At 62.0% G+C, this 25646-nt stretch carries 27 protein-coding genes; 14 read left to right on the top strand and 13 right to left on the bottom strand.

Features of this window, described 5'->3' with window-relative positions:
• Positions 1–81 precede the first annotated feature (81 nt).
• Both AC3WTO_RS04815 and AC3WTO_RS04810 read right to left on the bottom strand, forming a co-directional pair.
• Complete coding sequence (locus tag AC3WTO_RS04815) at positions 82–504, bottom strand: GNAT family N-acetyltransferase (RefSeq protein ID WP_492459539.1); 423 nt, start codon at positions 502–504, stop codon at positions 82–84.
• Between the two features lie 125 nt (positions 505–629).
• Positions 630–1682, bottom strand: coding sequence for an ABC transporter substrate-binding protein (locus AC3WTO_RS04810; protein WP_492459538.1), 1053 nt, complete (start codon positions 1680–1682; stop codon positions 630–632).
• A 295-nt stretch (positions 1683–1977) separates the two neighbouring features.
• Between AC3WTO_RS04810 and AC3WTO_RS04805 the strand changes: the two genes are divergently transcribed.
• Positions 1978–3132, top strand: coding sequence for a fumarylacetoacetate hydrolase family protein (locus AC3WTO_RS04805; protein ID WP_492459537.1), 1155 nt, complete (start codon positions 1978–1980; stop codon positions 3130–3132).
• Between the two features lie 235 nt (positions 3133–3367).
• Here the strand turns inward: AC3WTO_RS04805 and AC3WTO_RS04800 are convergent, their stop codons facing one another.
• Both AC3WTO_RS04800 and AC3WTO_RS04795 read right to left on the bottom strand, forming a co-directional pair.
• Complete coding sequence (locus AC3WTO_RS04800) at positions 3368–4507, bottom strand: M24 family metallopeptidase (RefSeq protein ID WP_492459536.1); 1140 nt, start codon at positions 4505–4507, stop codon at positions 3368–3370.
• Positions 4508–4584: 77 nt separating this feature from the next.
• Positions 4585–5163, bottom strand: coding sequence for a TetR/AcrR family transcriptional regulator (locus tag AC3WTO_RS04795; RefSeq protein WP_492459535.1), 579 nt, complete (start codon positions 5161–5163; stop codon positions 4585–4587).
• A gap of 196 nt (positions 5164–5359) precedes the next feature.
• Between AC3WTO_RS04795 and AC3WTO_RS04790 the strand changes: the two genes are divergently transcribed.
• From AC3WTO_RS04790 to AC3WTO_RS04770, 5 genes are all read left to right on the top strand, one after another.
• Positions 5360–5857 carry a (2Fe-2S)-binding protein gene (locus tag AC3WTO_RS04790; RefSeq protein WP_492459534.1) on the top strand — a complete coding sequence of 166 codons (498 nt, stop codon included), beginning with the start codon at positions 5360–5362 and terminating at the stop codon, positions 5855–5857.
• Positions 5854–6906 (top strand): FAD binding domain-containing protein, encoded by a 1053-nt coding sequence (locus AC3WTO_RS04785; RefSeq protein ID WP_492459533.1) that lies wholly within the window; start codon positions 5854–5856, stop codon positions 6904–6906. Before AC3WTO_RS04790 ends, AC3WTO_RS04785 begins: the two co-directional genes overlap by 4 nt.
• Positions 6896–9160 (top strand): xanthine dehydrogenase family protein molybdopterin-binding subunit, encoded by a 2265-nt coding sequence (locus AC3WTO_RS04780; RefSeq protein WP_492459532.1) that lies wholly within the window; start codon positions 6896–6898, stop codon positions 9158–9160. Before AC3WTO_RS04785 ends, AC3WTO_RS04780 begins: the two co-directional genes overlap by 11 nt.
• Positions 9161–9236: 76 nt before the next feature.
• The gene (locus AC3WTO_RS04775) at positions 9237–9455 is read left to right on the top strand and encodes a hypothetical protein (RefSeq protein WP_492459531.1); all 219 of its coding nucleotides are present in this window, start codon (positions 9237–9239) and stop codon (positions 9453–9455) included.
• A gap of 203 nt (positions 9456–9658) precedes the next feature.
• Positions 9659–10102 carry a hypothetical protein gene (locus AC3WTO_RS04770; protein ID WP_492459530.1) on the top strand — a complete coding sequence of 148 codons (444 nt, stop codon included), beginning with the start codon at positions 9659–9661 and terminating at the stop codon, positions 10100–10102.
• Positions 10103–10123: 21 nt separating this feature from the next.
• Here AC3WTO_RS04770 and AC3WTO_RS04765 read toward each other — a convergent pair whose 3' ends face one another.
• Both AC3WTO_RS04765 and yghU read right to left on the bottom strand, forming a co-directional pair.
• A complete protein-coding gene (locus tag AC3WTO_RS04765; RefSeq protein WP_492558401.1) occupies positions 10124–10669 on the bottom strand; it encodes a GNAT family N-acetyltransferase in 546 nt (181 codons plus the stop codon).
• 45 nt (positions 10670–10714) lie between these two features.
• Positions 10715–11584: a glutathione-dependent disulfide-bond oxidoreductase gene (gene yghU / locus AC3WTO_RS04760; RefSeq protein WP_492459528.1), complete on the bottom strand. Its 870-nt coding sequence runs from the start codon at positions 11582–11584 to the stop codon at positions 10715–10717.
• A 262-nt stretch (positions 11585–11846) separates the two neighbouring features.
• Here yghU and AC3WTO_RS04755 point away from each other — a divergent pair, with 262 nt between their 5' ends.
• Both AC3WTO_RS04755 and AC3WTO_RS04750 read left to right on the top strand, forming a co-directional pair.
• Positions 11847–12227: a hypothetical protein gene (locus AC3WTO_RS04755; RefSeq protein ID WP_492459527.1), complete on the top strand. Its 381-nt coding sequence runs from the start codon at positions 11847–11849 to the stop codon at positions 12225–12227.
• 64 nt (positions 12228–12291) lie between these two features.
• Complete coding sequence (locus AC3WTO_RS04750; RefSeq protein ID WP_492459526.1) at positions 12292–13014, top strand: HAD family hydrolase; 723 nt, start codon at positions 12292–12294, stop codon at positions 13012–13014.
• A 52-nt stretch (positions 13015–13066) separates the two neighbouring features.
• On the opposite strand, the gene AC3WTO_RS04745 is transcribed toward AC3WTO_RS04750, so the two are convergent.
• Complete coding sequence (locus AC3WTO_RS04745; RefSeq protein WP_492459525.1) at positions 13067–13189, bottom strand: hypothetical protein; 123 nt, start codon at positions 13187–13189, stop codon at positions 13067–13069.
• Between AC3WTO_RS04745 and AC3WTO_RS04740 the strand changes: the two genes are divergently transcribed.
• The 4 genes from AC3WTO_RS04740 to AC3WTO_RS04725 all read left to right on the top strand — a co-directional run bounded on the left by AC3WTO_RS04740 (position 13188) and on the right by AC3WTO_RS04725 (position 18590).
• Positions 13188–14282 (top strand): glycosyltransferase family 4 protein, encoded by a 1095-nt coding sequence (locus AC3WTO_RS04740; RefSeq protein ID WP_492459524.1) that lies wholly within the window; start codon positions 13188–13190, stop codon positions 14280–14282. The two genes, AC3WTO_RS04745 and AC3WTO_RS04740, sit on opposite strands and share 2 nt — an antisense overlap.
• Complete coding sequence (locus AC3WTO_RS04735; protein WP_492459523.1) at positions 14279–16444, top strand: amylo-alpha-1,6-glucosidase; 2166 nt, start codon at positions 14279–14281, stop codon at positions 16442–16444. Before AC3WTO_RS04740 ends, AC3WTO_RS04735 begins: the two co-directional genes overlap by 4 nt.
• A 112-nt stretch (positions 16445–16556) precedes the next feature.
• A complete protein-coding gene (locus AC3WTO_RS04730) occupies positions 16557–18326 on the top strand; it encodes an alpha,alpha-trehalose-phosphate synthase (UDP-forming) (protein ID WP_492459522.1) in 1770 nt (589 codons plus the stop codon).
• Positions 18327–18368: 42 nt separating this feature from the next.
• Positions 18369–18590: a hypothetical protein gene (locus AC3WTO_RS04725; protein WP_492459521.1), complete on the top strand. Its 222-nt coding sequence runs from the start codon at positions 18369–18371 to the stop codon at positions 18588–18590.
• 27 nt (positions 18591–18617) lie between these two features.
• Here the strand turns inward: AC3WTO_RS04725 and AC3WTO_RS04720 are convergent, their stop codons facing one another.
• Positions 18618–20009: an MFS transporter gene (locus AC3WTO_RS04720; protein WP_492459520.1), complete on the bottom strand. Its 1392-nt coding sequence runs from the start codon at positions 20007–20009 to the stop codon at positions 18618–18620.
• Positions 20010–20103: 94 nt separating this feature from the next.
• Positions 20104–20781, bottom strand: coding sequence for an ArsR/SmtB family transcription factor (locus tag AC3WTO_RS04715; RefSeq protein ID WP_492459519.1), 678 nt, complete (start codon positions 20779–20781; stop codon positions 20104–20106).
• Between the two features lie 97 nt (positions 20782–20878).
• On the opposite strand from AC3WTO_RS04715, the gene AC3WTO_RS04710 reads away from it, so the two are divergent.
• Positions 20879–21379: a DUF2938 domain-containing protein gene (locus AC3WTO_RS04710; RefSeq protein WP_492459518.1), complete on the top strand. Its 501-nt coding sequence runs from the start codon at positions 20879–20881 to the stop codon at positions 21377–21379.
• Here the strand turns inward: AC3WTO_RS04710 and AC3WTO_RS04705 are convergent.
• The 3 genes from AC3WTO_RS04705 to AC3WTO_RS04695 all read right to left on the bottom strand — a co-directional run bounded on the left by AC3WTO_RS04705 (position 21340) and on the right by AC3WTO_RS04695 (position 24247).
• Complete coding sequence (locus AC3WTO_RS04705; RefSeq protein WP_492459517.1) at positions 21340–22674, bottom strand: NAD(P)/FAD-dependent oxidoreductase; 1335 nt, start codon at positions 22672–22674, stop codon at positions 21340–21342. The two genes, AC3WTO_RS04710 and AC3WTO_RS04705, sit on opposite strands and share 40 nt — an antisense overlap.
• 33 nt (positions 22675–22707) lie before the next feature.
• Positions 22708–23172, bottom strand: a complete 465-nt coding sequence (locus AC3WTO_RS04700; RefSeq protein WP_492459516.1) for a RidA family protein — start codon at positions 23170–23172, stop codon at positions 22708–22710.
• A gap of 73 nt (positions 23173–23245) precedes the next feature.
• Positions 23246–24247, bottom strand: coding sequence for a threonine dehydratase (locus tag AC3WTO_RS04695; RefSeq protein WP_492459515.1), 1002 nt, complete (start codon positions 24245–24247; stop codon positions 23246–23248).
• 129 nt (positions 24248–24376) lie between these two features.
• Here AC3WTO_RS04695 and AC3WTO_RS04690 point away from each other — a divergent pair, with 129 nt between their 5' ends.
• Complete coding sequence (locus AC3WTO_RS04690) at positions 24377–25279, top strand: LysR substrate-binding domain-containing protein (protein WP_492459514.1); 903 nt, start codon at positions 24377–24379, stop codon at positions 25277–25279.
• A gap of 10 nt (positions 25280–25289) precedes the next feature.
• On the opposite strand, the gene AC3WTO_RS04685 is transcribed toward AC3WTO_RS04690, so the two are convergent.
• Complete coding sequence (locus AC3WTO_RS04685) at positions 25290–25550, bottom strand: Lrp/AsnC ligand binding domain-containing protein (protein ID WP_492459513.1); 261 nt, start codon at positions 25548–25550, stop codon at positions 25290–25292.
• Positions 25551–25646 lie beyond the last annotated feature (96 nt).

The following is a 25646-nucleotide window of genomic DNA, read 5'->3' as shown; positions in this document are numbered from 1 at the left end:
CCAGGAAAAGCGCGCAGCAGTCACCGTCGGAATCGCTTAGAAACAAGGAGTTAGAGCGGTTCGGTGAAAAACGGAAACACTCTAGAGATTCTTGGTCAGGAAAATCCGTTTTACACCAGGCGCGCCGTCGATCTCACCGAAAACGCGATAGCCATGCCGTGTGTAAAAATCCGGCGCCTGGAAATTGGCGGTGTTCAGCAGCACCGCGTGACAGCCGCGTTTCCTCCCCTCCTCCTCGGCGAGGCCGAGCACGCGCCCGCCCAGTCCAAAACCGCGCAGGTCGGTGGGAAGCGCAAAAAGATCGATGAAAAGTAGGCCGAGTGCCGTCCGGCCAGCCAGGCCGCCGATGATTGCGTTCGTCGTGGCGTCGCGAACCGTGACCGACAGGGCGCGACGTTCATAGGCGCCGACCTGTTCCTCATTGTGGCGGACAAGAACCGCGCCGATCTGCTCGCGGATTTCCGGATCAGGGTCGTCGGTCAGGTCGAGGATCGGTTCTTGCACGCAGGTTCTCCATCTGTGAGCCGCGAACGGCTGAAGAATGGCGGCCATCACCGCGACAGAACTGCGAGGGATGGCCGCCAGTTGCAACGGACGATCGATCGTGCCGAAGTCCGCGTTGTCAGCAGTCAGCTGAACAACTCATCGTAGATCTTCAGCCAAGACTTCAGCGGCTCCGTTTCAGGCGACGCTATTTCCGGTTTCATCATGGTGATCTTGAATTGCCCGGTGACAGGGCTGATTGACGGATCTTTCGGCGGCACCTTGGCATCGACCGGGGGATAGCCGGCATCGCGGATCACATAAGCTGCCTCATCGGAGAAGTAATATTCCAGGAAGAGCTTGGCAGCGTTGGGATGCGGGGAATTCCTGACCAGCGCGATCGCGCCGAGATTGGCGACCAGCGGCTCCATTTTGATCCACGCGATCGGAGCACCCTTGCCCTTGCTGATCACCGCGTGATGGTTGTAGGTCATCAGCCCGATCTGATGTTCGCCCGAAATCACCTTGTCGATGACCACACGCTGGTTGCCGGGCTCGCGAATGACTTTCTGCTCCGAAAGCTTGCGCAGATAGGCATGACCTTTCTCCTCGCCCATCGTCATCAGGATGTTGCCGATGAAGCCGGGAGGGCCGGATATGCCGCGGGTGTCGGTCCACACCATCTTGCCCTTCCATTGCGGGTCGAGCAGGTCCTCGAACGTCTTGGGCGCCTTGTCTGCGGCGATGAGATCGGTGTTGTAGGTGGTCGTCAGATAAAGAACGTCGCTGCCGCAATAGAGCTTCGACGCTGGCTTGAACATCGGATCGTAGTCGGCCATCGAGTTCGGTGCGTATGGCTCGATCAGATTGGCCGCTTCCAGCGGTGCAAGCGCGGTACCGGGTGTATCGAACACATCCGCTTCGATCTTTCCGGCACGCGCCTGGCTGGTGATCTTCAGGACGGTGTCGGAGTCCCCAGCCTCCATGTATTTGACTTCGATGCCGTATTTATCCTGGAAATTCTTGGTCAGCGGCCGGACCAGTTGCTTGATGATCAGGCCGGTGTACCAGACCACCTGCCCTTCCGCTTTTGCATCCGCGATCAATTGCGCGGCCGGCTCGGCTTGCGCCAAACCCCTTGTCGCCAGCATGGTCAGCGAGGCGCCGGCCAGCTGCAGGACGCTGCGTCGTGTGTACACGTAAACCCTCCCACTGTGATTTGTTGTTTGATTGTCGCGGCTCTTCCACCAGTGCATTTCGTGAAAAACGGAAACGCCGCAGGTGGCCTCCTCAAGATCCTGACGCACAAAAACTGCTCGCAAGCGGTCACGACGGTCAAACGACTAAAGAAATTGAAGCTTTGAGTAATCCTCATTCGTTTGTCGCGCCGGGCCCCCGTCGGGTGGCCCACTGCCAAGCGGTGCTGCCGCCATGCTGGAGCTTGCGAACAAACAGAAAATCAAACCTAATCGCTCCAAACAGGAGCGAGTGACAGTGACAAGCCCATATGATGTCTTCACCACCGGCACCTTCGTTGGCCGGGTCTGGGACCCAGCCGTCGCCGGTCCTTGCCTCGTCACGATCCGTGATGGCAAGCTGGTCGACATCACATCCAGGGCGACGCCGACGATGCGTGACCTGATCGAGCGCGAGGATGCGGTTGACTACGTCGCGCGAGCCGACGGTCGGCTCCTGGCATCCCTCGCCGACGTGCTATCGTATGGCACCGGGGAGCGGGATCAGCGGAACCTGCACTTGTTGGCGCCGAATGACCTGCAGGCGGTCAAGGCCTGCGGCGTCACCTTCGCCCGCTCTATGATCGAGCGGGTCATAGAAGAACGCGCGGCAGGCAATCCGGATCTCGCCATCAAGATCCGCGAAAAGGTCGTTGCCATCGTCGGCGACAGCCTGCGCAACCTCAAGGCGGGCTCAGCCGAGGCAGCGAAAGTCAAGGAAGCGCTGATTGAGGACGGCGTCTGGTCGCAATATCTGGAGGTCGGGATCGGTCCGGACGCCGAGGTCTTCTCCAAGGCGCAGGTGCTGTCCTCAGTCGGCCATGGTGCGGATGTCGGCCTGCACCCGGTCTCGAAATGGAACAATCCCGAGCCTGAGATCGTGCTTGTCGTGAACTCCGCCGGCCAGGTGAAAGGCGCAACGCTCGGCAATGACGTCAACCTGCGCGATGTAGAGGGCCGCTCGGCTCTCTTGCTCGGCAAAGCCAAAGACAACAACGCCTCTTGTTCGATCGGACCGTTCATCAGGCTTTTCGACGCCAGCTATACGATCGATGACGTGCGCAATGCGGAACTCAGTTTGAAAGTGGTCGGTGAGGACGGCTTTGTGCTCGACGGCCGCAGCTCGATGAAGGAGATCAGCCGCGACCCGCTCGACCTGGTGTCGCAGACCATCGGCCGCCATCACCAGTATCCGGACGGGCTGGTGCTGTTCATGGGTACGCTGTTTGCCCCGACCGAGGACCGCGGCACGCCTGGCCAAGGCTTCACGCACAAGATCGGCGACGTCGTGACGATCGCCAATGACGAACTCGGCTCTCTGACGAACCGGGTTCGCCTGTCCACGGAATGTCCGCCATGGGTGTTCGGGGCTTCACACCTCATGCGCAATCTGGCAGCGCGACAGCTCCTTTGAGCGACCGGGCAATTCCAGCAAAAGTGCGTAGCGGTTTTTCGTCAGGCGTCATCAGCGACGCTGGAGGTTGACCGGCGCGCTCCCTACCACCGTCATCCTCGACCTCGGAGCGACCGAAGGGAGCGGAGTGTCGGGGATCCATTCCGGAACGCCGGTGGAAAGCCGTGCCGGCCGCACCTGAGGTGGCTCGTGCCGTGTACCGTGGACACTTTTCTCGCCGGAATGCTCGAGCCGATCAGCCAAACGGCTCGGTCGGCCCCTTGCCCGGCTTCGTGAACCACTGCGGCCCTTCGTCGGTCATGTAGATGTGGTCTTCCAGCCGGATTCCGAAGCGATCGGGAACCACGATCATCGGCTCGTTGGAGAAGCACATCCCCCGCTGAAGCGCTGTCGTGCTGCCACGCACGATGTATGGGCCTTCGTGGATCTCGAGCCCCAGGCCATGGCCGGCCCTGTGCGGAAGGCCCGGCAGCCGGTAATCCGGTCCGAGACCATGGCGAACCAGCACGGCACGCGCCGCATCGTCGAGCCGGTGGCACGGAGCGCCGACTTGCGCAGCGTCGAAGACGGCCTGCTGGGCTTCACGTTCGATGTGCCAGATGCGTGCGTAATCGGCATCCGGCTCGTCGATCATGTAGGAGCGCGTCAGATCCGAATGATAACCGTCGATGCGCGTGCCGGTATCGACAAGGATCGGCTGCCCCTTCTCGAGGACCTGATCGCCATCCGCGCCATGCGGGAGCGACGTCGCCGTGCCGAACGAGACGATGCAGAAGCTGGACCCGCGCGCGGCCAGTGCCCTGTGCTGCTCGTCGATGTAGCGAACGACCTCCGAGGCAAGGATTCCCGGCTTCAGGATCGCATGGGCGCGCCTGTGCACTTCAAGCGTCAGCTCCATGGCGTATTTTATCAGCGCGATCTCGGCCTCCGACTTGCAGAGCCGCAATTCGCGGACCAGTTGCGTGCCGTCGACCAGGCGCTCGGCGCCAATGGCTGCGGCAAGCGCGTGATAGATGAAAAGCGGCAGAGCGTCGTCGAGTGCGACGGTACCCTTGGATCCGACCAGCGCTCCCACGAGAGCAGCCGGGCTTTCCTCCTCGTCCCAGGTCGCGATATCGGCATCCAGGTGCGGCAGCGTTTCCACCCGGCTGCGTTCGAACGCGGGAACGACATAGGTCAGAGCCGTCAGCGTCACCACCGCGCCGAGCAGCCGTTCGCTCTGGTGCCAGACCAGCCCGGTGAAATAACGCAAGCTTTCGCTTGAGCCGAGCAGGACGGCCGCGACGCCGGCAGCTTCCATCCTGCTGCGCAATTGCTGCAGCCGTTCTTGTCTTTCAGCGTCGGAAATCGAAGCGGGGCGGCCAGGGAAAGACATGTCGTGCCTCTTGGGATGCTATTGCTGCGCGCTTGGTGTCGCCTTCATCGGCGATACGCAATCTGCCAGGGCGCACCTCAGCGTCGGCGCAGACCGTCGACAAAGACATCGACGAGACGAAGCGCCGTGGGCTGCCAGTCTCCCGTGCCTTGCGAATAGAAGATGCCAACCAGGGTCCGCAGCAGGTCTCCAGGCGATATGTCGGAACGAAGTTCGCCAGCGGCAACGCCACGTTCGAGCAAGAGACCGATAGCTGCCGTCAGCCGCTCGAAGGAGTAGGCTTTCAGTTCCGAGGAGCCATGCGCACCGAGTTGCAGCCCTTCGATCATGCCTTTCTTGGTGGCCACCAGGCGCACGTTGGCGTGCAGCCATTTGCGCAATGCTTCGACCGGCTCGGTGTCTTCGACCAACCGTTCGGCAAGGCTGGTCAACTGGTCGACTTCGTGGCGATAGACCGCCTCGAACAGAGCCTCGCGCGTCGGAAAATGACGATAGAGCGTGCCGATGCCGACGCCGGCCTGCCTTGCCACCGCTTCGAGGCTGGCCTGCGACCCGCCGACACTGAAAATTCGCGTCGCCGTTTCGAGCAGCAGCTCACGGTTGCGAAGTGAGTCAGCGCGCGGTTTCCGCCTTGCCTTTTCGGTCCTGGGTTCCATTTTCTCCAACGGGGGACATTTCCTCTTGATAAACGGAGGCACCCTCCGTATATAGTAATGCAGATCGGAACTTTGCACAAAGGCGATTCCGGTCAGGGTCAACGGACCGCTTCGCAACAGATCTCTCCGCGCGCCCGCATCCTTCGCCGCTGGACAGCGGCTTCCATATATCACGATCACTGAATGGAGTACCGCGATGTCACTCTCCATCAGCCTCACCATCAATGGTCAAGCACGCTCGGTCGTGCTCGACGACGTGCGTGTGACGCTGCTCGACCTCCTGCGCGAACGACTGGACCTGCCAGGCACCAAGAAAGGTTGCGACCGCGGACAATGCGGGGCGTGCACGGTGCTGGTCGACGGCCGGCGCATCAATTCGTGCCTGGCATTGGCAGCAAGCCTCGATGGAGCCGAGGTCACCACCATCGAAGGTCTTGCCGAAGGCGACACGCTGCATCCGGTCCAGGCCGCTTTCATCGCCCATGATGGATTCCAATGCGGTTACTGCACACCCGGCCAGATCATGAGCGCCGTCGGCCTTATCAAGGAGGGCCATGCAAATGGCGATGCGGAGCGTATCCGTGAGCTGATGAGCGGCAACATCTGCCGCTGCGGCGCCTATCAGGGCATCACCGAAGCGATCCTCGAAGCGCAGAAGGCGACCACCGAAACCAAGCGGAGGAACGCGGCATGAACCGTTTTGATTACATCCGCCCCACCAGCGTGCCCGAAGCGGTCGCAGCCGCGGCGCTTCCAGGATCGGCCTACCTTGCCGCCGGGACCAACCTGCTCGACCTGATGAAGGTCGGCACCCTGCGGCCGGAGCGCATCATCGACATCACACGCTTGCCGGGGCTCGACCGCATCGAATGGTTGCCCGACGGCAGCGTGCGGATCGGTGCCATGGTCCGCAATTCCGACCTCGCCTATGACGCACGCTTCGCACAGACCTTTCCGGCGGTGGCTGAAGCACTGCTTTCAGGCGCCTCGGCCCAGTTGCGCAATGCCGCCACTGTCGGCGGCAACCTGATGCAGCGCACGCGTTGTGCTTATTTCCATGATCTCGCCAGCGCCTGCAATCGCCGCGCGGCCGGTTCAGGCTGCGATGCCCGCGACGGCGAGAACCGCCTCCACGCCGTGCTGGGCTGGAGCGAGCATTGCATCGCCACCCACCCTTCCGATTTCTGCGTGCCACTGGTTGCACTGGATGCCGCGGTTGAAGTCGAGGGTCCGCATGGCGGCCGCGACATTGCTGTCGACCAGTTGCACGTCCTGCCAGGCGCAACGCCGGAACGGGCAACGGCGCTTGCTCCCGGCGAGCTCATCGTTGCACTGCGACTGCCCGCGGAAGCGGCAGCCTTCTCCGGCAACGCCCGCTATCTGAAACTGCGCGAGCGCACCTCCTACGCATTCGCCGTGGTTTCAGCGATGGCAGCGCTGGAGCTCGAAGGCGGCCACATCCGCAAGGCGCGTGTCGCACTCGGCGGTGTTGCCGCCAAACCCTGGCGAGCACGCGAAGCAGAAGCAGCCCTGGCTGGCATGCAGGCATCGCAGGAAACCTTCGCGAAGGCGGCCGGGCTGGCGCTGGCCGATGCGGTTCCGTCCGGGGACAACGCTTTCAAGATCGAGTTGGCGCGCCGCATCGTCGTACGCGCACTCAGCCTCGCCGCTGCAGGAACACCAGAGGTCATGCCGGCACTGCCGGCTTCACCCTTCTCCGCTGGAGCATCTCATGTCGCCTGACACCGTCTCCCCACTCACGCAATCTCGCCGTCATGGCTCGAATGCCGGCCAGCCGCTGACACGACGCGACGGCCTGCTGAAAGTCACCGGCCGCGCCACCTATGCCGCCGACAACCATCCGCAAGGCATGCTCTATGCCGTGGCAGCCGTCAGCCGCATTGCACGTGGACGTGTCACGGCACTCGATATCGACGCCGCCAAGGCGCATGCCGGCGTCGTCGAGATCCTCACTCCAGCAAACCGACCGCTGCTGGCCCATGATCCGAACGAAAAGATGCCGCCGTTCGGCTTCCGCGTGGAGGTGCTGCAGAACGACGATGTGCGTTATGTCGGACAGCCGATCGCCCTCGTCGTCGCCGAGACATTGGAAGCGGCAACGGAAGCTGCCGCCCTGCTCGATCCGCAATATGAGATCGCCGATGCCCGCACGGGGCTCTCGAATGGCGACCGTTTCAACGTCGCCGTTGTCGGCATCGGCGTGCCGGCACGCACCGCCCATGGCGACATCGAGGCCGGCATGGCCAGCGCTACCCATGTAACCGAGGCCGCGTATGTGACGCCGGCGCAATACCACAATGCAATGGAACCCCATGCCGTCGTGGCCGAATGGGATGGCGACAGGGTCACCCTCGACATGCCCAACCAGGCCATGGCGCTGAGCTGCGCCGCCTATGCAGCCTATTTCGGGATTCCTGCCGAAAACGTGCTGATCCGTTCGCCCTTCCTGGGTGGTGGTTTCGGCTCCAAGGCGATCCTCAACGGGCCACAGATATTGGCCATCCTCGCCGCCCGCATGCTGAAGCGGCCGGTCAAGCTGGCGCTGACCCGGGCGCAGATGTATGGCCCGGTCGGGCATCGCGGCGACACCTGGCAGAAACTGCGCATCGGCACGGATGGCAACGGGCGCCTCACCGCCCTGCACCATTACGCGCTTGCCGCGACCTCCAGCTTCGACGAATTCATCGAAGCCTCGGCCAATGTTTCGCTGCCGCTCTATGACAGTCCTGCCATCCTTGTCGAACATGAAGGGCTCAGGCTGGACACCGGCACGCCAGGGCCGATGCGGGCGCCCGGCCTCGCTTCCGGGTCCGCCGCACTCGAGGTCGCGATGGATGAGGCTGCTGTCGCCTGCGGCATGGATCCGCTCGACTTCAGGCTCGCCAACTATGCCGAGACCGAGCCTGGCACCGGCAGGCCATTTTCCTCCAAGGCGCTGCGGGAATGCTATTCGGAAGGCGCCAGACGTTTTGGCTGGGCTGGCCGGCCGCTCGAACCTCGCCAGATGCGCGACGAAAACGGCTTCCTCGTCGGCTGGGGCATCGGGACGGCGGTTTTCCATTGCCCGCATTTCCCGGCGGCGGCTCGCGCCACCTTGCGGGCCGACGGCACTGCCCTGGTGGAGACCGCGGGCGCCGACATGGGCCAGGGCGCCTGGACGGCACTCGCCCAGATCGCGGCGGAGGCGCTCGGCCTTGACCCCGATCAGGTAGAATTCCACTCCGGCGTATCAAGCCTGCCCGATGGCGGCATTGCAGGCGGCTCCGGCCACACGGCGAGCGCGGGTCTGGCGCTGAACAATGCGGGCGAAGATGCGATCGCCAGACTTGCGGCGCTCGCCACCGCCGATCCCGCATCGCCGCTTTTCGGAGCCGGCAACATCGGGGTGGTCGCCCGCTCGGGCCGGCTTCACCGGCTTGACGATGAGAGCCGCAGCGAAAGCTATGTCGAGATCCTCGCCCGCGCCGGCCTGGCCGAAGTGACCGGGACGGCCAAGGCAGCGCGCGACCAGGAGACCGCGTCTCGCCATGCCATGTTCTCGCACGGCGCGGTCTTCGCCGAGGTCAAGGTCGATCCCGATCTCGGCCAGATCCGCGCAACACGCCTGGTTGGCGCGTTCGCAGCCGGTCGCGTGATCAATCCGCGGCTCGTGCGCAGCCAGTATTTCGGCGGCATGATCTGGGGAACATCCTTCGCGCTGCATGAAGAGGCGATAACCGACCACAGGACCGGCAGGATCATGAATGCCGACCTCGCCGAATATCACGTGCCGGTCAATGCGGACGTGCCTTCGCTGGACGCGATCCTGATCCCGGAAGATGACCCTTTCGTCAACCCGCTCGGCATCAAGGGCGTCGGCGAGATCGGCATCACCGGCACCGTGGGCGCGGTCGCCAACGCGGTGTGGCATGCCACAGGCGTGCGCGTGCGCCGCTTCCCGATCCGCATCGAGGACCTCGTCATCGGCCGGTCCTGAACATGAGCGCAACGCAGGAGAACAATCAGACCATCACGCCTACGACACAACTGATCCCAACCCCATCGGAACAGCAATGCAGCAAATCGTAGTCACCACGCCGTTTGGCAAGCCACCGCTGACCTACACGGTCGAACCCGAGGCCTTCAAAGCCGAGGCGAACAGACTTCACCGTTCTATCGTCCACCTCCTGCAGACATCGCCCACGCAGGGCAGCATGACCTTGATGCGGCTCGACGAAATCCTGTCGAATGCCGTAGTGGAAACTCTTGGATGCCCGCCGGACTGGAAATGAGGGCTGGCGCAGGTCAATGCACGAAAAACCCCGCCACGGCAGGGTTTTCCATTAGAAACCTCTAAATTTCCTGACGTTGTGTAAAGCCGTTCATAGATAAAGCCGCGGCTCCTTCGCATTTTTCACCGCGCGGCCCGACGTGGACCCAGGTCCCGCCCCTCAAACCAAGTCAGCGCGTTCGCCGCCCGCGGAAGGAGGTTCCGATGAAACTGAATGCCAAACTGCTCGCCATTATCGGGAAACGCATTCCCGCCATCTATGACGTCATCCCACGAGGACCGCTGGCCTCGCTGTCCTATGCCGCACTCAACCCGCAGCCACTGCCGCCAGGACATCTGGGAGCAGCCGTCGCGGCCGAATTCATCCGGTCGGCCTGGCTGGTCGAGAGAGGCGGGCTGGACTTGAAACAGGTCTTCGACGATCTCGACGACTGGTGCCCGACACGGCCGAAAAAGATCAAACTACCGCCCTGGTGGCCGCCCATTCCCGAACCTGAGCCGCATCCAGAATGGCTTGTCGACTTCCATCTTGGTTTCGCCGCCCGGGTCGCCGTCAGCCTTGAGGAGCTCGGCGACACGTCCCTCGGCCAATCCCTAAACAAGGCCGTCGAGCGTTCCCTGGCTGCAATCGAGACCGCGAAGATCTGACGACATCACGACAAAAGCGGGTCAGTCGGTCGACTGATCCGCTTTCCAGGCTTCACGGGTAATCTCGTATTCGACGTCGCCTTCTTCAGAACCGGGCAACGGATTTGCCCACTCGACATGGACGGTGCGGACGTGAGTGAGCCCGGCATTCTCCACCACCCGGCGTGATTCCCTGTTCACCGCCATCGTATTGGCCACGATGCGGATGAAGCCGAAGTGCAGGAACCCGGCATCGACAAGCGCTCTCTCGCCTTCGGAGCCATAGCCCTGCCCCCAGGTGGCACGCCGCAGACGGTAGCCGAGTTCGGCTTTTCCGTTCCCATGATCGTACAACGAGAACCAGCCCACGAAGCTGCCGGAAGCTTTCTCCGCAGCCACCCAGAGCCCGGCTTCACCTCCCCTCGGCATCAGGAAATCGGCATCGGGATCAATGCCGTCCACAGGCGTCGGCTGGCCGCCGTTCAGGAAACGCATCACCTCCGCGTCTTGCTCGAGCGCGAAGAGATCGTCCTTGTCAGCGGCCGTTGATGGGCGCAGCTCCAGCCGCGCCGTTTCGAGCATCGTCATCATGCCCCAGAGCTAACACGACGCATCCTGTCAGGTCGCCGGGCCCTATTCCGCTGCAACCTTGTCCTGCGTGTTCGTTTCGAAATCGCTGGCGTCGTGACGTTCGCGCAGTTGGCCTGCGGGGTCGCCGGAAACGCGGTTGACCATGCGCCCCCGCTTCACCGCCGGGCGCGCATGAAGCTGGTCGGCCCAGCGCAGGACATTCTTGTATTCGTGCACCGAAAGGAATTCACCCGCACCATAGTTCCAGCCCTTCACCATGCCGCCGTACCATGGCCAGATCGCGATATCGGCGATGGTATATTCGCTGCCCGCCACAAATTCATTGTCAGCCAGCCGCCGGTCGAGCACGTCGAGCTGCCGCTTGGTTTCCATGGCGTAGCGGTTGATCGCATATTCGATCTTCTCCGGCGCGTAGGCGTAAAAATGGCCGAATCCGCCGCCGACGAAGGGCGCCGATCCCATCTGCCAGAACAGCCAGGACAGCGTCTCCGCCCGCGCCGGCTGTTCGGTCGGCAGGAAGGCACCGAACTTTTCAGCAAGATACGTCAGGATCGCGCCGGACTCGAAAACCCGGATCGGCTTGCTGCCACTGCGGTCGAGCAGTGCCGGGATCTTCGAGTTCGGATTGACGTCGACAAAACCGGAACCGAACTGTTCGCCGTCGATCTTGATCAGCCAGGCATCATACTCGGCGCCCTTGTGGCCGGCTGCCAGCAATTCCTCCAGCATGATCGTCACTTTCACACCGTTCGGTGTGCCCAGCGAATAGAGCTGCAGCGGATGCTTGCCGATGGGCAGGTCCTTGTCGTGCGTCGGCCCGGCGATCGGCCGGTTGGTGCTTGCGAAGGCACCACCGTTGGCCTTGTCCCAGGTCCATACTTTCGGCGGCGTGTATGCGGATTGGTCGGACATTCTCGGCTCCCATCGGATCGGCGGGTGGCTGACAGATGAGCCGCCATCCTCGCGGACCAATTACATAGGCGTCGGAACCATCCTTTGACAGGCAGATTCTGTTCCAAAACCGAAGCGATCGCCGCAACAATTTTCTATCTCCTCGCGCCTTCGCAGCAGCAATGTTTTGAGCCGCAGCCTTTTGTCTTGCCCCAAAGATGACGGAAGCCCGAGCCCTGATGTTTTCTTGATCCGGGACCGGCAGATCCCCAATCGAATTCTGATGCCGGCTCGGCTTATCACAGGAAGATACCAGGACAGCCGGCATGGCATTACGTTGCCGTGGTCCGGCGACAACACCACGACCTTTGCCATGCTCAAACCCGTTTCCCAGTTCCGGCTGCTGACCAGAACCAACGCCATACCAACCGAATATTTTATCCTGGCCAACCTGCAGTCGGACGGGCCGGTGGTTGGGCACCTTGCCGGCAAACCGATCCGCGAGGCCGTCATCGATCGGGATGGTCGGCGTTACCGGTTCAGCGGAGTCATGCCGCGTACGCATGGCGGCCGTTTCGCGGTGGAACATCTGCGCCCGGGCGAGTGGATTGTTCAGCCGGGCCTGATCTATGCCCTGGAAGGCCCAGAGGCGTTGCGCGCATGAATAAGGCGGAACAATAGAGCGCCTGCACAGTTGAGAAACCGAACCCCAAAGGAGAGGTCTTTCGATGGATGTGACGGCGCTTGCCACCGACTATGATGAAACGCTTGCGGAAGAAGGAGTGGTTTCCGCCACCACGTTTGCCGCACTGCAAAAGCTCAAGGACACCGGCTGCAGGCTCATTTTGGTGTCAGGTCGGCAACTGCCCGACCTCAAGACTGTCTTTCCGAACTTTGGCATCTTCGACAGGGTGGTCGCCGAAAATGGAGCCGTCTTGCATGATCCAACGACAGGGCAACAACGGCTTCTGGCTCCGTCTCCTCCTCGGGCTTTCATCGACGCGCTGAGAGAACGCGGCATCGATCCACTTCTCGTCGGCCAATCTGTGATTGGCACACTGGTGCCGAACGAGATGATCGTTCTCGACGAGATTCGGCGTCAGGGCCTCGAACTTGAGATCATCTTCAACAAAGGCGCCGTCATGGTGCTACCGAGCGGTATCAACAAGGCGACCGGACTGATAGCCGCGCTGGACGATCTCGACATGCCGATCGAGGGAGTGGTCGCGATCGGTGATGCCGAGAACGATCATGATCTTCTACGCCGCGCAGGCTTCGGCGTTGCAGTGGCCAACGCGTTGCCGAGTTTGAAGGAAACGGCGGATCGGGTCACTCTTGCCCCCGCAGGTGACGGCGTCGCGGAGATCATCGACGACATCCTGCGTGGCGATATCGCTGTCACGAACGCTTCGAAAACCGATTATGCGACGGGAAGAACGGCACGGGGCTAGCACGCGGGCGCGATCAAGATCGTCCCAGAATCCCGATCCGGCGCATGGCAATTCAATTCCCCGCATCGACGATGCCCGCGTCGAGGATGCCCGCGTCGAGGATGAATGTCGGAACGATCCCGACGCTGATGCATTTGGCTTCCATCACCGACCCATAGGAGGATTGCCGGGCCATGAAAATTGCCCATGTCGCACCGCTTTTTGAGTCCGTCCCGCCACGACTTTACGGCGGCACAGAACGCATCATTTCCTACCTGACCGAAGCCCTTGTCGACCTCGGTCACGATGTCACCCTGTTTGCCGCCGGAGATGCTAAGACATCGGCGACATTGGTGGCGGGGCGCGAGCGGGCGCTAAGGCTCGATCCCAATCCGCTGAAGTCGGAAATCGCCGCCCATCTTTCCATGCTGCACGACGTCAAGGCGCGAGCCGACGAATTCGACATCATTCATTTCCACCTCAGCCACTTCCTGCATTTCCCGTTCTTCGACGCCATGGCGCAGCGAACGGTGACGACGCCACATGGCCGGCTCGACTATGCCGACCTGGCACCTGCCTATGCGCGGTTTGCGCAATTCCCGATGATCTCGATTTCGCAAAGCCAGAAAACCGGGCTGCCGGATGCCAATTGGCTTGCCACCATCCATCACGGCATCCCGCCAGACCTGTACACGCTCAACTCCGAAGCCGGCACGAGCAGCACCTACCTGGCGTTCCTCGGCAGACTTTCCCGTGACAAGCGGCCGGATCGAGCCATCGAGATCGCCCGCCGCACCGGGCTCAAGCTGAAGCTGGCGGCCAAGATTGGCGACGGCGATCGCGACTATTTCGCCGAGGTGGTTGAGCCACTGATCGACGGCGATCAGATCGAATATGTCGGTGAGATCCCGGAGCATGCCAAGAACGATTTCCTCGGCAACGCCGCGGGGCTTCTGTTCCCGATCGATTGGCCGGAACCCTTCGGGCTGGCAGCCATCGAAGCTATGGCGTGCGGCACACCAGTGATGGCCTGGAGTTGCGGCGCCCTGCCAGAGGTGGTCGACCATGGCGTAACCGGCATCCTGGTCGAGACCATGGAAGACGCCGTGGCAACAATGCCGGGCCTGTTGTCACTCGACCGGCGCCGCGTCCGCACCACCTTCGAAGAGCGGTTTTCGGCATCGCGCATGGCCGGGGACTATGTGACCGCCTACCGGCAGTTGATCGCCTCCCCGAAAGACACCAGGCATGCCGCCCGCAGCGAAAATCCCCTTGGAGCAATCCATTGAACACCGTACCGCTCGATGAGCACAAGCTCGATCCAGCCATCGCCTTGGCATCGCTCGACGAAGCGGCGCCGCGAGAGCCGCACCGCCTGTTTGCCTTGAAGCATGGCGACAGTTTTGCCGTCGCCGACGCCTATGGCGATATACGCGGAGTTGGCGACGGCTTCTTCCGCGACGACATGCGCATGTTGTCGGAGTTTCGGCTCACCGTCGGCGGACGTTCGACTTCCCTGCTTGGCGCTTCGCTGAGCCAGGACAATGTGCTCTTTTCTACCAACCTCACCAACCTGCCGGTCAAGACCATGGACGGAAAGGAGATTCGGCAAGGGGCGATCCATATCGAACGGGTACGGCTGATCTGGGAGGACAGGCTCTACGAGCGGCTAACGCTCTCGAATTATGGCCAGGAGCAGTCCGCCATCGTTCTATCGCTCCGGTTTGCCGCCGATTTCCGCGACATGTTCGAAGTGCGAGGTACCGTTCGGCAGAAGCGCGGCATCGCGCATCTTGCCGAGGCAGGGCAGAACTCCATCGTGCTGCGCTATCAGGGCCTCGACAGCGTCGAGCGGATTTCAGCGATCTCGTTCTCGCAAATGCCGGACCAGTTGATGCCGGACCAGGCCGATTTCTTCCTGACCATTCCGAGGCGCGGCAAACAGACGCTTTATGTCGAAGTGGGCACCCATGTGGCGGCACCCGATCGAGAACGGTTTCGAGCCGCCGCAGCACGTGCGCGGTTCGCCATGCGCGCCAAGCGGCGCCATGGCGCCACGGTTCACAGTTCCGGCCGCGTGTTCAATGACTGGATCAATCGAGCGCGCGCCGACGTCGCGCTGTTGACCACGGAACTCGAAACCGGGCCTTACCCATATGCCGGCATCCCCTGGTTTTCGACAGCCTTCGGTCGTGACGGGGTGGTTTCAGCGCTGCAGATGCTCTGGCTTAATCCGGGACTGGCGCGCGGCGTGCTGGCCTTTCTCGCGCAGCACCAGGCCACGGAGACATCCTCGTTCAGTGATGCCCAGCCGGGCAAGATCATGCATGAGACCCGCAAGGGCGAGATGGTGGCGCTCAGCGAGCTGCCCTTCGGGCGCTACTATGGCGGCGTCGACACGACGCCGCTCTACATCCTGCTCGCCTGTTCCTATGCCGACAGGACCGGCGATATGGATTTCATCGACCGGCTCTGGCCCTCACTGGTAGCAGCCGCTGACTGGATGATCGATGCGTCCAAGGCCACAGGCTTCGTGACCTATCAACGCGCCGCAGCCTCCGGCCTGGCCAACCAGGGTTGGAAAGACAGCTACGATTCCGTCTTCCACGCCGACGGACGCATCCCCAAGGGGCCCATCGCTCTCGTGGAAGTGCAAGGTTACGTTTTTGCTGCACTGCGTGCATTGGCCGGCCTTGCCGAACGCCGCGATGAAGCGGAACAGGCCAAACAGTGGAGGCTTCTCGCTGACGCATTGCGCGACCGGGTGGAGGAACGATTCTGGATGGACGATATCAACTACTACGCGCTTGCGCTGGACGGCGACGGTGAGCCGTGCCGGGTGCGCACCTCCAATGCAGGGCATCTGCTTTATGTCGGCCTGCCACGTGCGGAACGCGCGGCAAAAGTGGCAGAGCAATTGCTGTCGGCGTCATTTCATTCGGGCTGGGGGCTGCGCACGCTCGCTGATGATGCCGTGTTCTTCAATCCGATGTCCTATCACAACGGATCGATCTGGCCGCATGACACCGCAATCTGCACCGCTGGACTTGCCCGCTATGGCATTCGCGAAGACGTGGTTCGGCTGACCAGCGGCACATTCGAGGCAGCAGTGCATTTCAATATGAGGTTGCCCGAGCTTTTCTGCGGCTTCACGCGCGCGCCGGGCGAAGCGCCGATCGCCTACCCGGTCGCCTGTCTGCCGCAAGCCTGGTCCGCCGGAGCGGCCTTCATGCTGATGCAGACCTGCCTCGGCCTTCACGTGGATGGATGGACAGGCACCATCGAAGTGACCCACCCTCGCCTGCCGATCGGCATCGACAATTTGACGATCCGTCACCTCCAGGTCGGAACCGTCGCCGTCGACCTCACCTTTCAGCGCGTCGGCGATCGCATCGGTGCGTTCCTTGCCGATCAGCATGAAGGGCTCGTGCCGTTGATCGTGCGCAGTTGAAAACCGGAACCATCGCGCCAACGTCGCGTTGGACACCATACCTGCAGCGCAGGCAATTCTTCTCGAAACACGGGAGATGCAACCGACTGCCCGGTCGGAAGCAGAACCATTTATGACAACCAGCGATTTCGCGAACTCGCTTCCAGTCCTGTGGTTTGCAGTTCTGGCGACCTTCTGTCTGGCGGGTTTAGCGCTCACCGCAGCGTTGATGCGGTCCGGCAAGTCCAGACGCCCCTCCGCCCCTCCCGACACCACCCCTGATACGGTGCGGACACTGCTGCGGGAATTTGAGAAGAACGGTCATTCGGCAGACGCTGCGCTGGTCAAATGGTCGCCCGACACGCTTCGCAAGATTCTCGCCACCGAGCTACCCGAAGCCCAGGTGATCGTGGTTTCCAACCGCGAGCCGTACATCCACAATTTCAGAGACGACGATGTTGAGCTGGTTGTGCCGGCAAGCGGACTGGTTTCAGCGCTCGAGCCGATCACGCGCGCCTGTGCCGGCACCTGGATCGCCTATGGCGGTGGTTCGGCGGACCATCTTACCGTCGACGAACATGATCGTGTCGCCGTACCGCCCGATGCCCCCTCCTATGTGCTTCGCCGTGTCTGGCTGAACGAAGCAGAGCATGCAGGCTACTATCTGGGCTTTGCGAATGAAGGGCTCTGGCCGCTCTGCCACATCGCGTTCACCCGGCCGAACTTCCGGGCGTCTGACTGGGAAACCTATGAGAGCGTCAACCGAAAATTCGCCGATGCCGTCGTTGCCGAAGCCCGCAACGAACGGCCGATCGTGCTGGTCCAGGACTATCATTTCGCACTGCTGCCGCGCATGCTGCGAGAGCAGTTGCCGGACGCGATCATCATCACCTTCTGGCACATCCCCTGGCCGAACTCGGAAGTCTTCAGCATCTGTCCCTGGCGCGAACGCATCCTGGACGGGCTGCTGGGCAGTTCCATCATCGGCTTCCACACGCAATTCCATTGCAACAACTTCATCGAAAGCGTCGACCGGTTCCTCGAGACGCGCATCGAGCGCGAAGACGCGGCGATCTCTTATCAGGGTCAGATCAGTCTGGTTCACGCCTATCCGATTTCGATCGAATGGCCGCCGGCGCAGTTGGGCAAGGTTCCGGCTGTCGCACAGTGTCGGGAGCGCATCCGGACCCAGTTCGGCATTGCCGACGACGTAAAGCTGTGCGTGGGTGTGGAGCGGCTCGACTATACCAAAGGCATCGTCGATCGGTTCCGCGCATTGGGCGAATTGTTCGAGCGACACCCCGAATGGATCGGCAAAGTGACGTTCCTGCAGATCGCGGCACCGAGCCGCGGCACCCTGCCCGATTATGAGAAACTGCACCGCGAATGCGAGCACTGTGCGGACGAGATCAACCAGCGCTATGGCTCTGATGGCTACACCCCCGTGCTGTTCGTCGCTGAACACCACACGCGACAGCGGGTCTACGAGATCTATCGCGCGGCCGATGTCTGCATGGTCACCAGCCTCCATGACGGCATGAACCTCGTTGCCAAGGAGTTCGTCGCGGCGCGCGACGACGAACAGGGCGTGCTGATCCTCTCGATGTTCGCAGGCGCGTCCAAGGAGTTGCTGGAGGCAATGATCGTCAATCCCTTCGATGCCGCCACGATGGGGGAAACGCTGCGGCATGCGCTGACGATGACGTCCGATGAGCAGCGCGATCGCATGCACCGCATGCGCGAGATCGTACGCGACAACAACGTCTATCGCTGGGCCGGCAGCATGCTCCTCGACGCAGCACGCCTGCGCAAGCGGGCCGAAGTCGAGCTCGTCGGATCACGCGAGCCCATCGAAACCACCAACGTCGTCAGCCTGCCGGAGCGTTGGCGGGCAATGACATGAGATGCGTCGCCGCCGGGCGACGATAACAGGAGGAGCATTTCGATGTCACACACGGCCAGCCTGTTCGGACAGATGATGCCGCGCTGGGTGCGGCGCCTTGCGCGCCACGACAGGGCCAAGGCATCGGCGCCTGAAGACGTCGATGCGCAATGGCGGGAGATCGCCGAAAACGACCTCTATGGCGCCAACTCACCGGACTACACGCATGTGCCCAAAGAGAGCGCGCAAAGCGACCATCCGGTCGGCTCGAAGCCCAGTCGGTAGTCGCGTCGCCCGGTGCTTTCGCGCCAATCAGCCGTGCGCGACGGCAGCACAGGCTCCCTGCCTGCTGGAACGGGCCGCGACAAGTGCCAGCACGATGTAGAGCAGGCACGCGATGCCGAACGCCCAGCCATAACCACGCACCACATCGGCCTGGGTCGCGGCGACCGACATCAGTACCGCCAGCCCGACCGTCGGCCCCAGTTCCATCGCCGTGTTCATGACGCCGCCGGCCAGGCCTGCCTGGCGCAGCGGCACATTCGTCATGGACAGCACGGCCGAGCCTGAGAACATCAGCGACATGCCAATGGCGACCAGGATGGTTCCGGGCATCAAGCCGACGACATAGCTGGTGTCTCCGGCAAGCCCGGCAAGCAGCCCCAACCCGAGCGCTCCGACGATGAGACCGCCGATGGTCGTCTGTGCGGCACCGAAACGGCCAACCAGAGCCGGCGAAAGATGGTTGGTGACAATGAGGACGACGGCAAAGGGCAGGAAAGCCAGCGTCGTCGCGAGCGGTGCCCAGCCACGCACCTGCTGAAGATAGAGCGACAGGATGTATTCGATGGCAATTGAACCGACGGCAGCCAGCATCATGCCGAGCAGCCCCGTGATACGGCAAGGATCGACAAGAAAAGCTGGTGGCAGCAAGGCATCGCGCGTCTTTGCTTCCACGGCGAAGAACACCGAGAGCAGGATCGCGGAAGCGGCCAGTGGCGCCAGCACCGGCATGGACGTCCAGGAATAGTCACCCGTCATGATCAGACCATAGCTGCCGACAACGATTCCTGCCGTCGCCAACAACGCGCCGAGCGGATCGAGACGTGGCCTCTCGGCGGCGGCGGCCTCACCATCCTGCGGCAGCAGCACGCCGCTTGTGATCAGGGCGATCAGCGCAACCAGGATCGGCACCGCAAACATGAAACGCCACGACACCCATGTCGTGACGATGCCCGAGGCCACGAAACCGAGAATGGCTCCAAGAACCGAAACGCCGCCCCATGTCGCCATGGCCTGGCCGAAGTCCCGCGGGCCTGGAAACAGCCTGTGCAGCACCGACATCGCGGCGGGCGCGATCATCGCGCCGCCAACGCCCTCGAAGAAACGCATCGCCGCCAGTATCCCGTAGCTCGGGGCCATCGCAGCAACAACGGAGGCGGCGGCGAACAGGACAAGGCCAAGCACGAACATGCGCCTGCCGCCATAACGATCTGCCAGCCGGCCGCCAAACAGGAGCAAGCCGCTGAAAGGCAGGCCATAGGCAACCTGCAGCAGGAGCACGTCCGTAGGAGCAAGGTTGAACTCGGCCGCGATCTTCGGCAGTGGCACCATGATCAATGCAATCGTGAAGATCAGCGAACACTGCACGAAAGCCAGCATCGTGAAGGCAAGACCGGGTCTTGCCACCGGTGAGGTCGTCATTTCAGTTCCTTTCATAGAACGCAGAAGTCCGTGGCCCGCTCGCGCGAGCCTGCAGTCCAGTTTCTGGAAAAGGCGGTTCGGTCGCTGCGGACCGTCAACCGCTGTTGTAGTGCCCGCCTTCAACGTTCAGGCCGGCACCGAGCCAGTCTGAAATGCCGTCCTCGAAACGACGCGCCACCCAGCCATGCGTCCGCAGGATCGCCAGCGCCTCACCCGACAAGACGCAGCGAACACCTCGACAATAGGCGACGACCAGCCTGTCGCGCGGCAGTTCCGCCAGTCGCAATTCGAGTTCCTCAACCGGAATGTTGATCGCGCCCGGCAGACGACCCGTTGCGAACTCGTCTACGGGCCGAACATCGAGCAGCACGATAGAATCTTCCTGCAAACGTCGAATGAGCTCTTCGCGGGAAATGTTCTCGAGCCGCGCCGCGCTCGATGCGCCGCCTTCGATCAGGTCGCGCAACTGCGCGTTGTTGTGTTCGGCCAGGGTGCGCAATGCCGCCAGCACCGTTTCGATCGGCCCGCTCGCCAGCCGGTAAAGCACTCGCTTGCCGTCCCGCCTTGTCTGCACGAGGCCAGCGCGCTTCAGGTGTTGAAGGTGCTGGGACGTGTTGGCGACACCAAGTCCGGTCAGCTCCGTCAGCCGCTCCACTGCCTTCTCGCCCTCCGCGATATGATTGAGCAGCACAAGTCGATGCGCATGCCCGAGCGTGCGGGCAATGTCGGCCGACAGGTCGAAGATGGGATGATGGCTGTCACTGTCTGTCATGAGTGCGTTCTAGCATCACACAATCATTCAATCAATCCATTGAATGTTTTTCCATTGACCGTTATGTACGGCCAATCATGGTTGCCAGGAGTGTATGATGGACAACGGTTTGGAGTTTGCCCTGCGCACCATCGCGCTCGGCGTCGGGGCAACGGTGGTGATGGATTTGTGGGCGCTGTTCCTGAAACGCGCTTTCGGCATTCCTTCCCTCGACTATGCCTGGGTCGGGCGCTGGATCGGCCATTTTCCAAGAGGGCGCTTCGCACATGCCAATATCGGGCAGGCCGCCACCATTCCGGGAGAGGCGGCGATCGGGTGGGTGGCACACTACGCCATCGGCATCGCGTTCGCCGCTCTGCTGATGTTGGTTACAGGCCTGGACTGGATCCACCACCCAACTCCCCTGCCCGCTCTCGCGGTCGGCATTGCCGGTGTGGTGGCCCCGTTCTTTGTGATGCAGCCCGCTTTCGGCGCCGGCATCGCCGCTTCGCGGACACCCAAGCCAACCGTGGCCCGACTGCGCAGCCTGATGGCGCATTTCTCCTTCGGCGTCGGTCTCTACCTTTCCGCCCTGCTGCTGGCTGCGGTTTGGGTTTGATTTCTTCTCACTTGGAGCCTGTCAGCAAAGTGAACCATGCGTGCGCCCCACTCGTAGAAAATGCCACGCACGTATTTGTGCTTGGCTCGGCGCACCACGGAAATCGGCACGGGTAGCTCCCGTGCGTGGCGGCGGCCTAGGAAATACTGCGCGATTTCGCGACCAAAGAGGGTTCCAGCGGCAATGCCGCGACCGTTGTAGCCGCCGGCGCTGAGAATACCCGGGGCGGGTTCATGGATCGCCGGCAGATGAGTGTCCGTCATGCCGATCGCGCCATACCAGCCGAAATCCAGGCTGACCTGCCCAAGATGCGGGAAAAGCCTGTTGATTGCCCGACTTGCCCAGGCCACATGCGCAGAACGGCCGCCCCCGGAAAGCGCCCCAACGCTGCCGATGATCAGGCGACCGTCGCGATCGAGACGATAAGAACTGAGAACCTTTCTCGTGTCGGTGATCGCCTGCCGCGATGGCAGTACCGAAGCGAGTTCCCCTTGAGTTAGAGGGCGCGTCGCGATGTTGAAATAAGGCAAGTTCACGAATTCGGATTTGAGATCGAAGTCGTCCGACATTGCATAGGTATCGGTTGCTATCAGAACCCTGTCGGCAACGACTTCGCCCTCGGTGGTCCGCACGCACCAACGGCCTGGCGCCGACTCGAAACCTGTAGCCCGCGAATGGATAAAGATCCGCGCCCCGGCCGCCACGGCAGCACGTGCGAGGCCTCGAACATAGGCAAGCGGCTGGACGGTTCCCGTCCGTCGATCGAGCAGCGCGCTACGATAGCAGGCTGCCCCGATACGCATCCGCGTCTGCTCGGCATCAAGCAGTTCGACGTCGGCGCCGATCCCTCGCCACGATCTGGCACGTTCCTCTATTGCTTTCAGGCCGTTCGCACCGACGGCACATTGTAGAGTCCCAGCCCTTTCGGGGTCACAGGCAATTCCATATTTGTCGATCAGCGCGAAAAGATCCCTTGGCGCCTCGCCCAATGCGTGCAGCAGCCGATCTCCATGGTCCCGGCCCAAGATGGACCGCACCTGCTCGGGCGGGATCCACATTCCGGCGTTGACCAACCCGGAACTTCGCCCAATCGCGCCAGAGCCCGGATCGTTGGCTTCAACAACGACGACATCGGCACCGTGGCTGGCAAGCTCAAGTGCCGCGGCAAGGCCTGTCACGCCTGCGCCGACGATGACGACGTCAGCTTGAACCGTCTGCACAAGCGCGACGAGAGATGGCGCCGGCGGCGCGGTCACCTCCCATAACCCACGCGGTGTAACCTTCAGTCCAACCATTTAACCGCCCCTTGCCCCCGGCTTTGACGCGCTTCACGCGAACTCGAATACGGCGTCGATTTCCACCGATACGCCAAACGGCAATTGCTTCACGCCGATGGCGGAGCGGGCATGCCGGCCGGCATCGCCGAAAACCTCGACCATCAGGTCAGAGGCGCCGTTGGCGACTTTCGGCTGTTCGGTGAAATTGTCGTCGGAACGGACGAAGACATTCAGTTTCACGCAACGTCTCACCCGGTCGAGATCGCCGACGGCAGCCTGGACCTGGGCAATGATGTTAAGCCCGCATATGCGTGCAGCCCTGTAGGCATCCTCGACGGAAACGTCTTTCCCGACGGTCCCGACATGGAGGAACTCGCCATTCCAGCGTGAAACCTGCCCGGCGGTATGGACCTGGTTTCCGGTCACCGCGAAAGGTACGTAGTTGGCGACAGGCGCTGCCGCCTGAGGCAATTCGATCTTGAGTTCAGCGAGGCGCGCCTCGATCAGGCCAGTCATGTTCAATCTCCTTGTCCGTTGATCAAAGTGATGATGGTTCAGGCTTTTCCTGCCGCAATTCCGAAGAGCGCTGTCAGTTGGCGAGGATTTTGGCCAGCAGCGGCCGGCGGATGTTGGCGCCGCTAAGGACGAGGCCAACCTTCTTGCCCCGCATTTTTTCGCGCTCGCCAAGCAAGGCCGCGAGGCCGATCGCGCCCGCACCTTCCGCCATGTTGTGTGTGTCCTCGTGGAAGGCGCGTATCGCCTCCTCGATGGCCCCATCGCTTACTTCCACGATGCGCTCGGCGCCCTGCCGGATGATGGCGACCGGTTCGGGTTTGGGGATCCGGACAGCCACACCGTCAGCGAACGTGTTGGCGCTGTCTGTCGTGACCACCTCACCCGCCTTGAACGAGAGCGCGTGCGCGGCAGCATTTTCGGAAACGACCCCGACAATCCTGGTCTTGAGGCCGAGCAGGTCACGGGTGCGGATCATGCCGCAAATCCCCGAGCCCATGCCTATGGGGACGTAGACGGTATCGAGGTCCGGCACGGAATTGAACAGTTCGAACGAATAGGTGGCAACGCCTCGCATCAATTCGGGCAGAAATGGCTCGACCAGGAACAGGCCGCGCTCCTTGGCGATTTCGAGGGAGATGTCATAAGCGGCGCTGTAGTCGTGCCCCGCTTCTATCAGATCCACCCCCATGGCCTTCAGGGCCTTGTTTTTCTCCGGGTTGTTGTTCTCCGGAACGACGATGGTAACGCGGAAGCCGGCCTGTCGGCCGGCGAAAGCCTGGCTCAATCCATGATTGCCCACGGTCGCGGTAACGATGCCCTTCGGCACCTCGCCATAGACACCCTTCTTGAGCGCATCGGCGAGAACCAGGCCGCCGCGCACCTTGAAGGCGCTGGTCGGCAAATGGTTCTCATGCTTGACCCAAACCACGTGCGCCCCGCTTCTCTCGGCAAGGAGGGGCCAGGCGATCTGCGGTGTCGCGGCAAGCGCCTTTCGGACGACGCGCGCGGCATCCTCCAACTGGGTCAGGGAGAACAGGAAAGGATCGACATTTACGGACGATGGGAGCGTGGACATGGAGAGATCACTCCGAACGGGTTGAGTGCGCTGGTCCGGGATCGGGTTGCAACACCCGAAACTCTCCCTTGAAAGATCAGTCGAGGAAATCAATAAAAGGGGGATAGGTCATTCCAAGATGGAATAAGCATGCAGATTCCCAGACGCCTCCTGCCGCCGACCCACGAGCTCCACGCCTTCGAAGCCGCCGCGCGAACGGGCAGCATTTCCAATGCTGCGCGAGAACTCAGCCTGACCCAAAGTGCAGTCAGCCGTCAGATCAAGACACTTGAGGAGCGGTTGGGGCTCGAGCTTTTCGTGCGCGAGAAACAGAGCATCCGATTGACGCTGGCGGGGCAAAGCTACGCACGCGACATACGCGAGGCCCTGCGCCGCGTCAGCACGGCTTCGTTGAACATTCGGGCCAACCCGCTTGGCGGCACGCTCAATCTGGGCATCTTGCCGACCTTCGGCACCCGATGGCTTGCCGCCCGGCTACCGCGCTTCGTGGCGCGTTATCCTGGCATCAACATCAACTTCTTTACCCGCTCTACCCCGTTCGACTTCAATCTGGATTCGATCGATGCCGCCATTCATTTCGGCAAAGCCGAATGGCCGGGCGCCACGATGTCGCCCCTGTTCGGCGAAAGCGTCCTACCGGTTGGATCACCCGATCTTGTGGCACGGCATGAATTCCGCAAGCCGCAGGATATTCGCAAGGCGCCTCTTCTGATCCTGCTTTCCAGGCCAGACGCATGGGAGCGCTGGCTCGAGGGTCATGGAAACCAGGCAGACGGCATCCACGGCATGATGTTCGACCTGTTCGAGATGCTGATCCGCGCAGCGCGCAACGGGCTTGGGCTGGCTCTGGTGCCAACCTTCCTCATCAGGGAAGAACTTGCCGCAGGACAATTAATGCCAGCACTGTCCGAAGCCGTGCCTGGCAAGGATCGATACTATTTCGCGCATCCATCGGAGCGCGGCAACTACGCACCGCTGTTAGCGTTTCGGAACTGGCTCCTTGAGGAAGTTGAAGGCGAAAAGATCCAATAGCAACAGCATATCAGCTGCCCGGTTCGGCGCGTATCGCGATGCGCCGGATCGGGACATTGACCTTGATGCTGCGAACGCCCGGAAGGCGACTGAGGATGCTCTCGCGGAGGGTTTCGTACTGGTCGAGATCAGATGCGTCGATTTTCAAGTGGTAGTCCGCATTGCCGATGATCGCGAAACACTCCAGAACTTGGGGATACGCCCGCACGGCACGCTCGAAGTGCTCAATGGATTCGGCGGTCTGTTTCGCCAGGATGATATGGACAAACATCTACGAAGCCACCTTGTGTCGAGACCTCAAGCAACCTGTGGTCCGCCGGGATGACCCAGTATTTGCTCGCACGATTGTTGGGCAAAGCGATCTTTT

The sequence above is a fragment of the Mesorhizobium sp. EU05-FHT14A09 genome (assembly GCF_058790995.1).
Note: the sequence above shows the minus strand (reverse complement) of the source record. Positions and strands in the feature narration are given on the sequence as shown.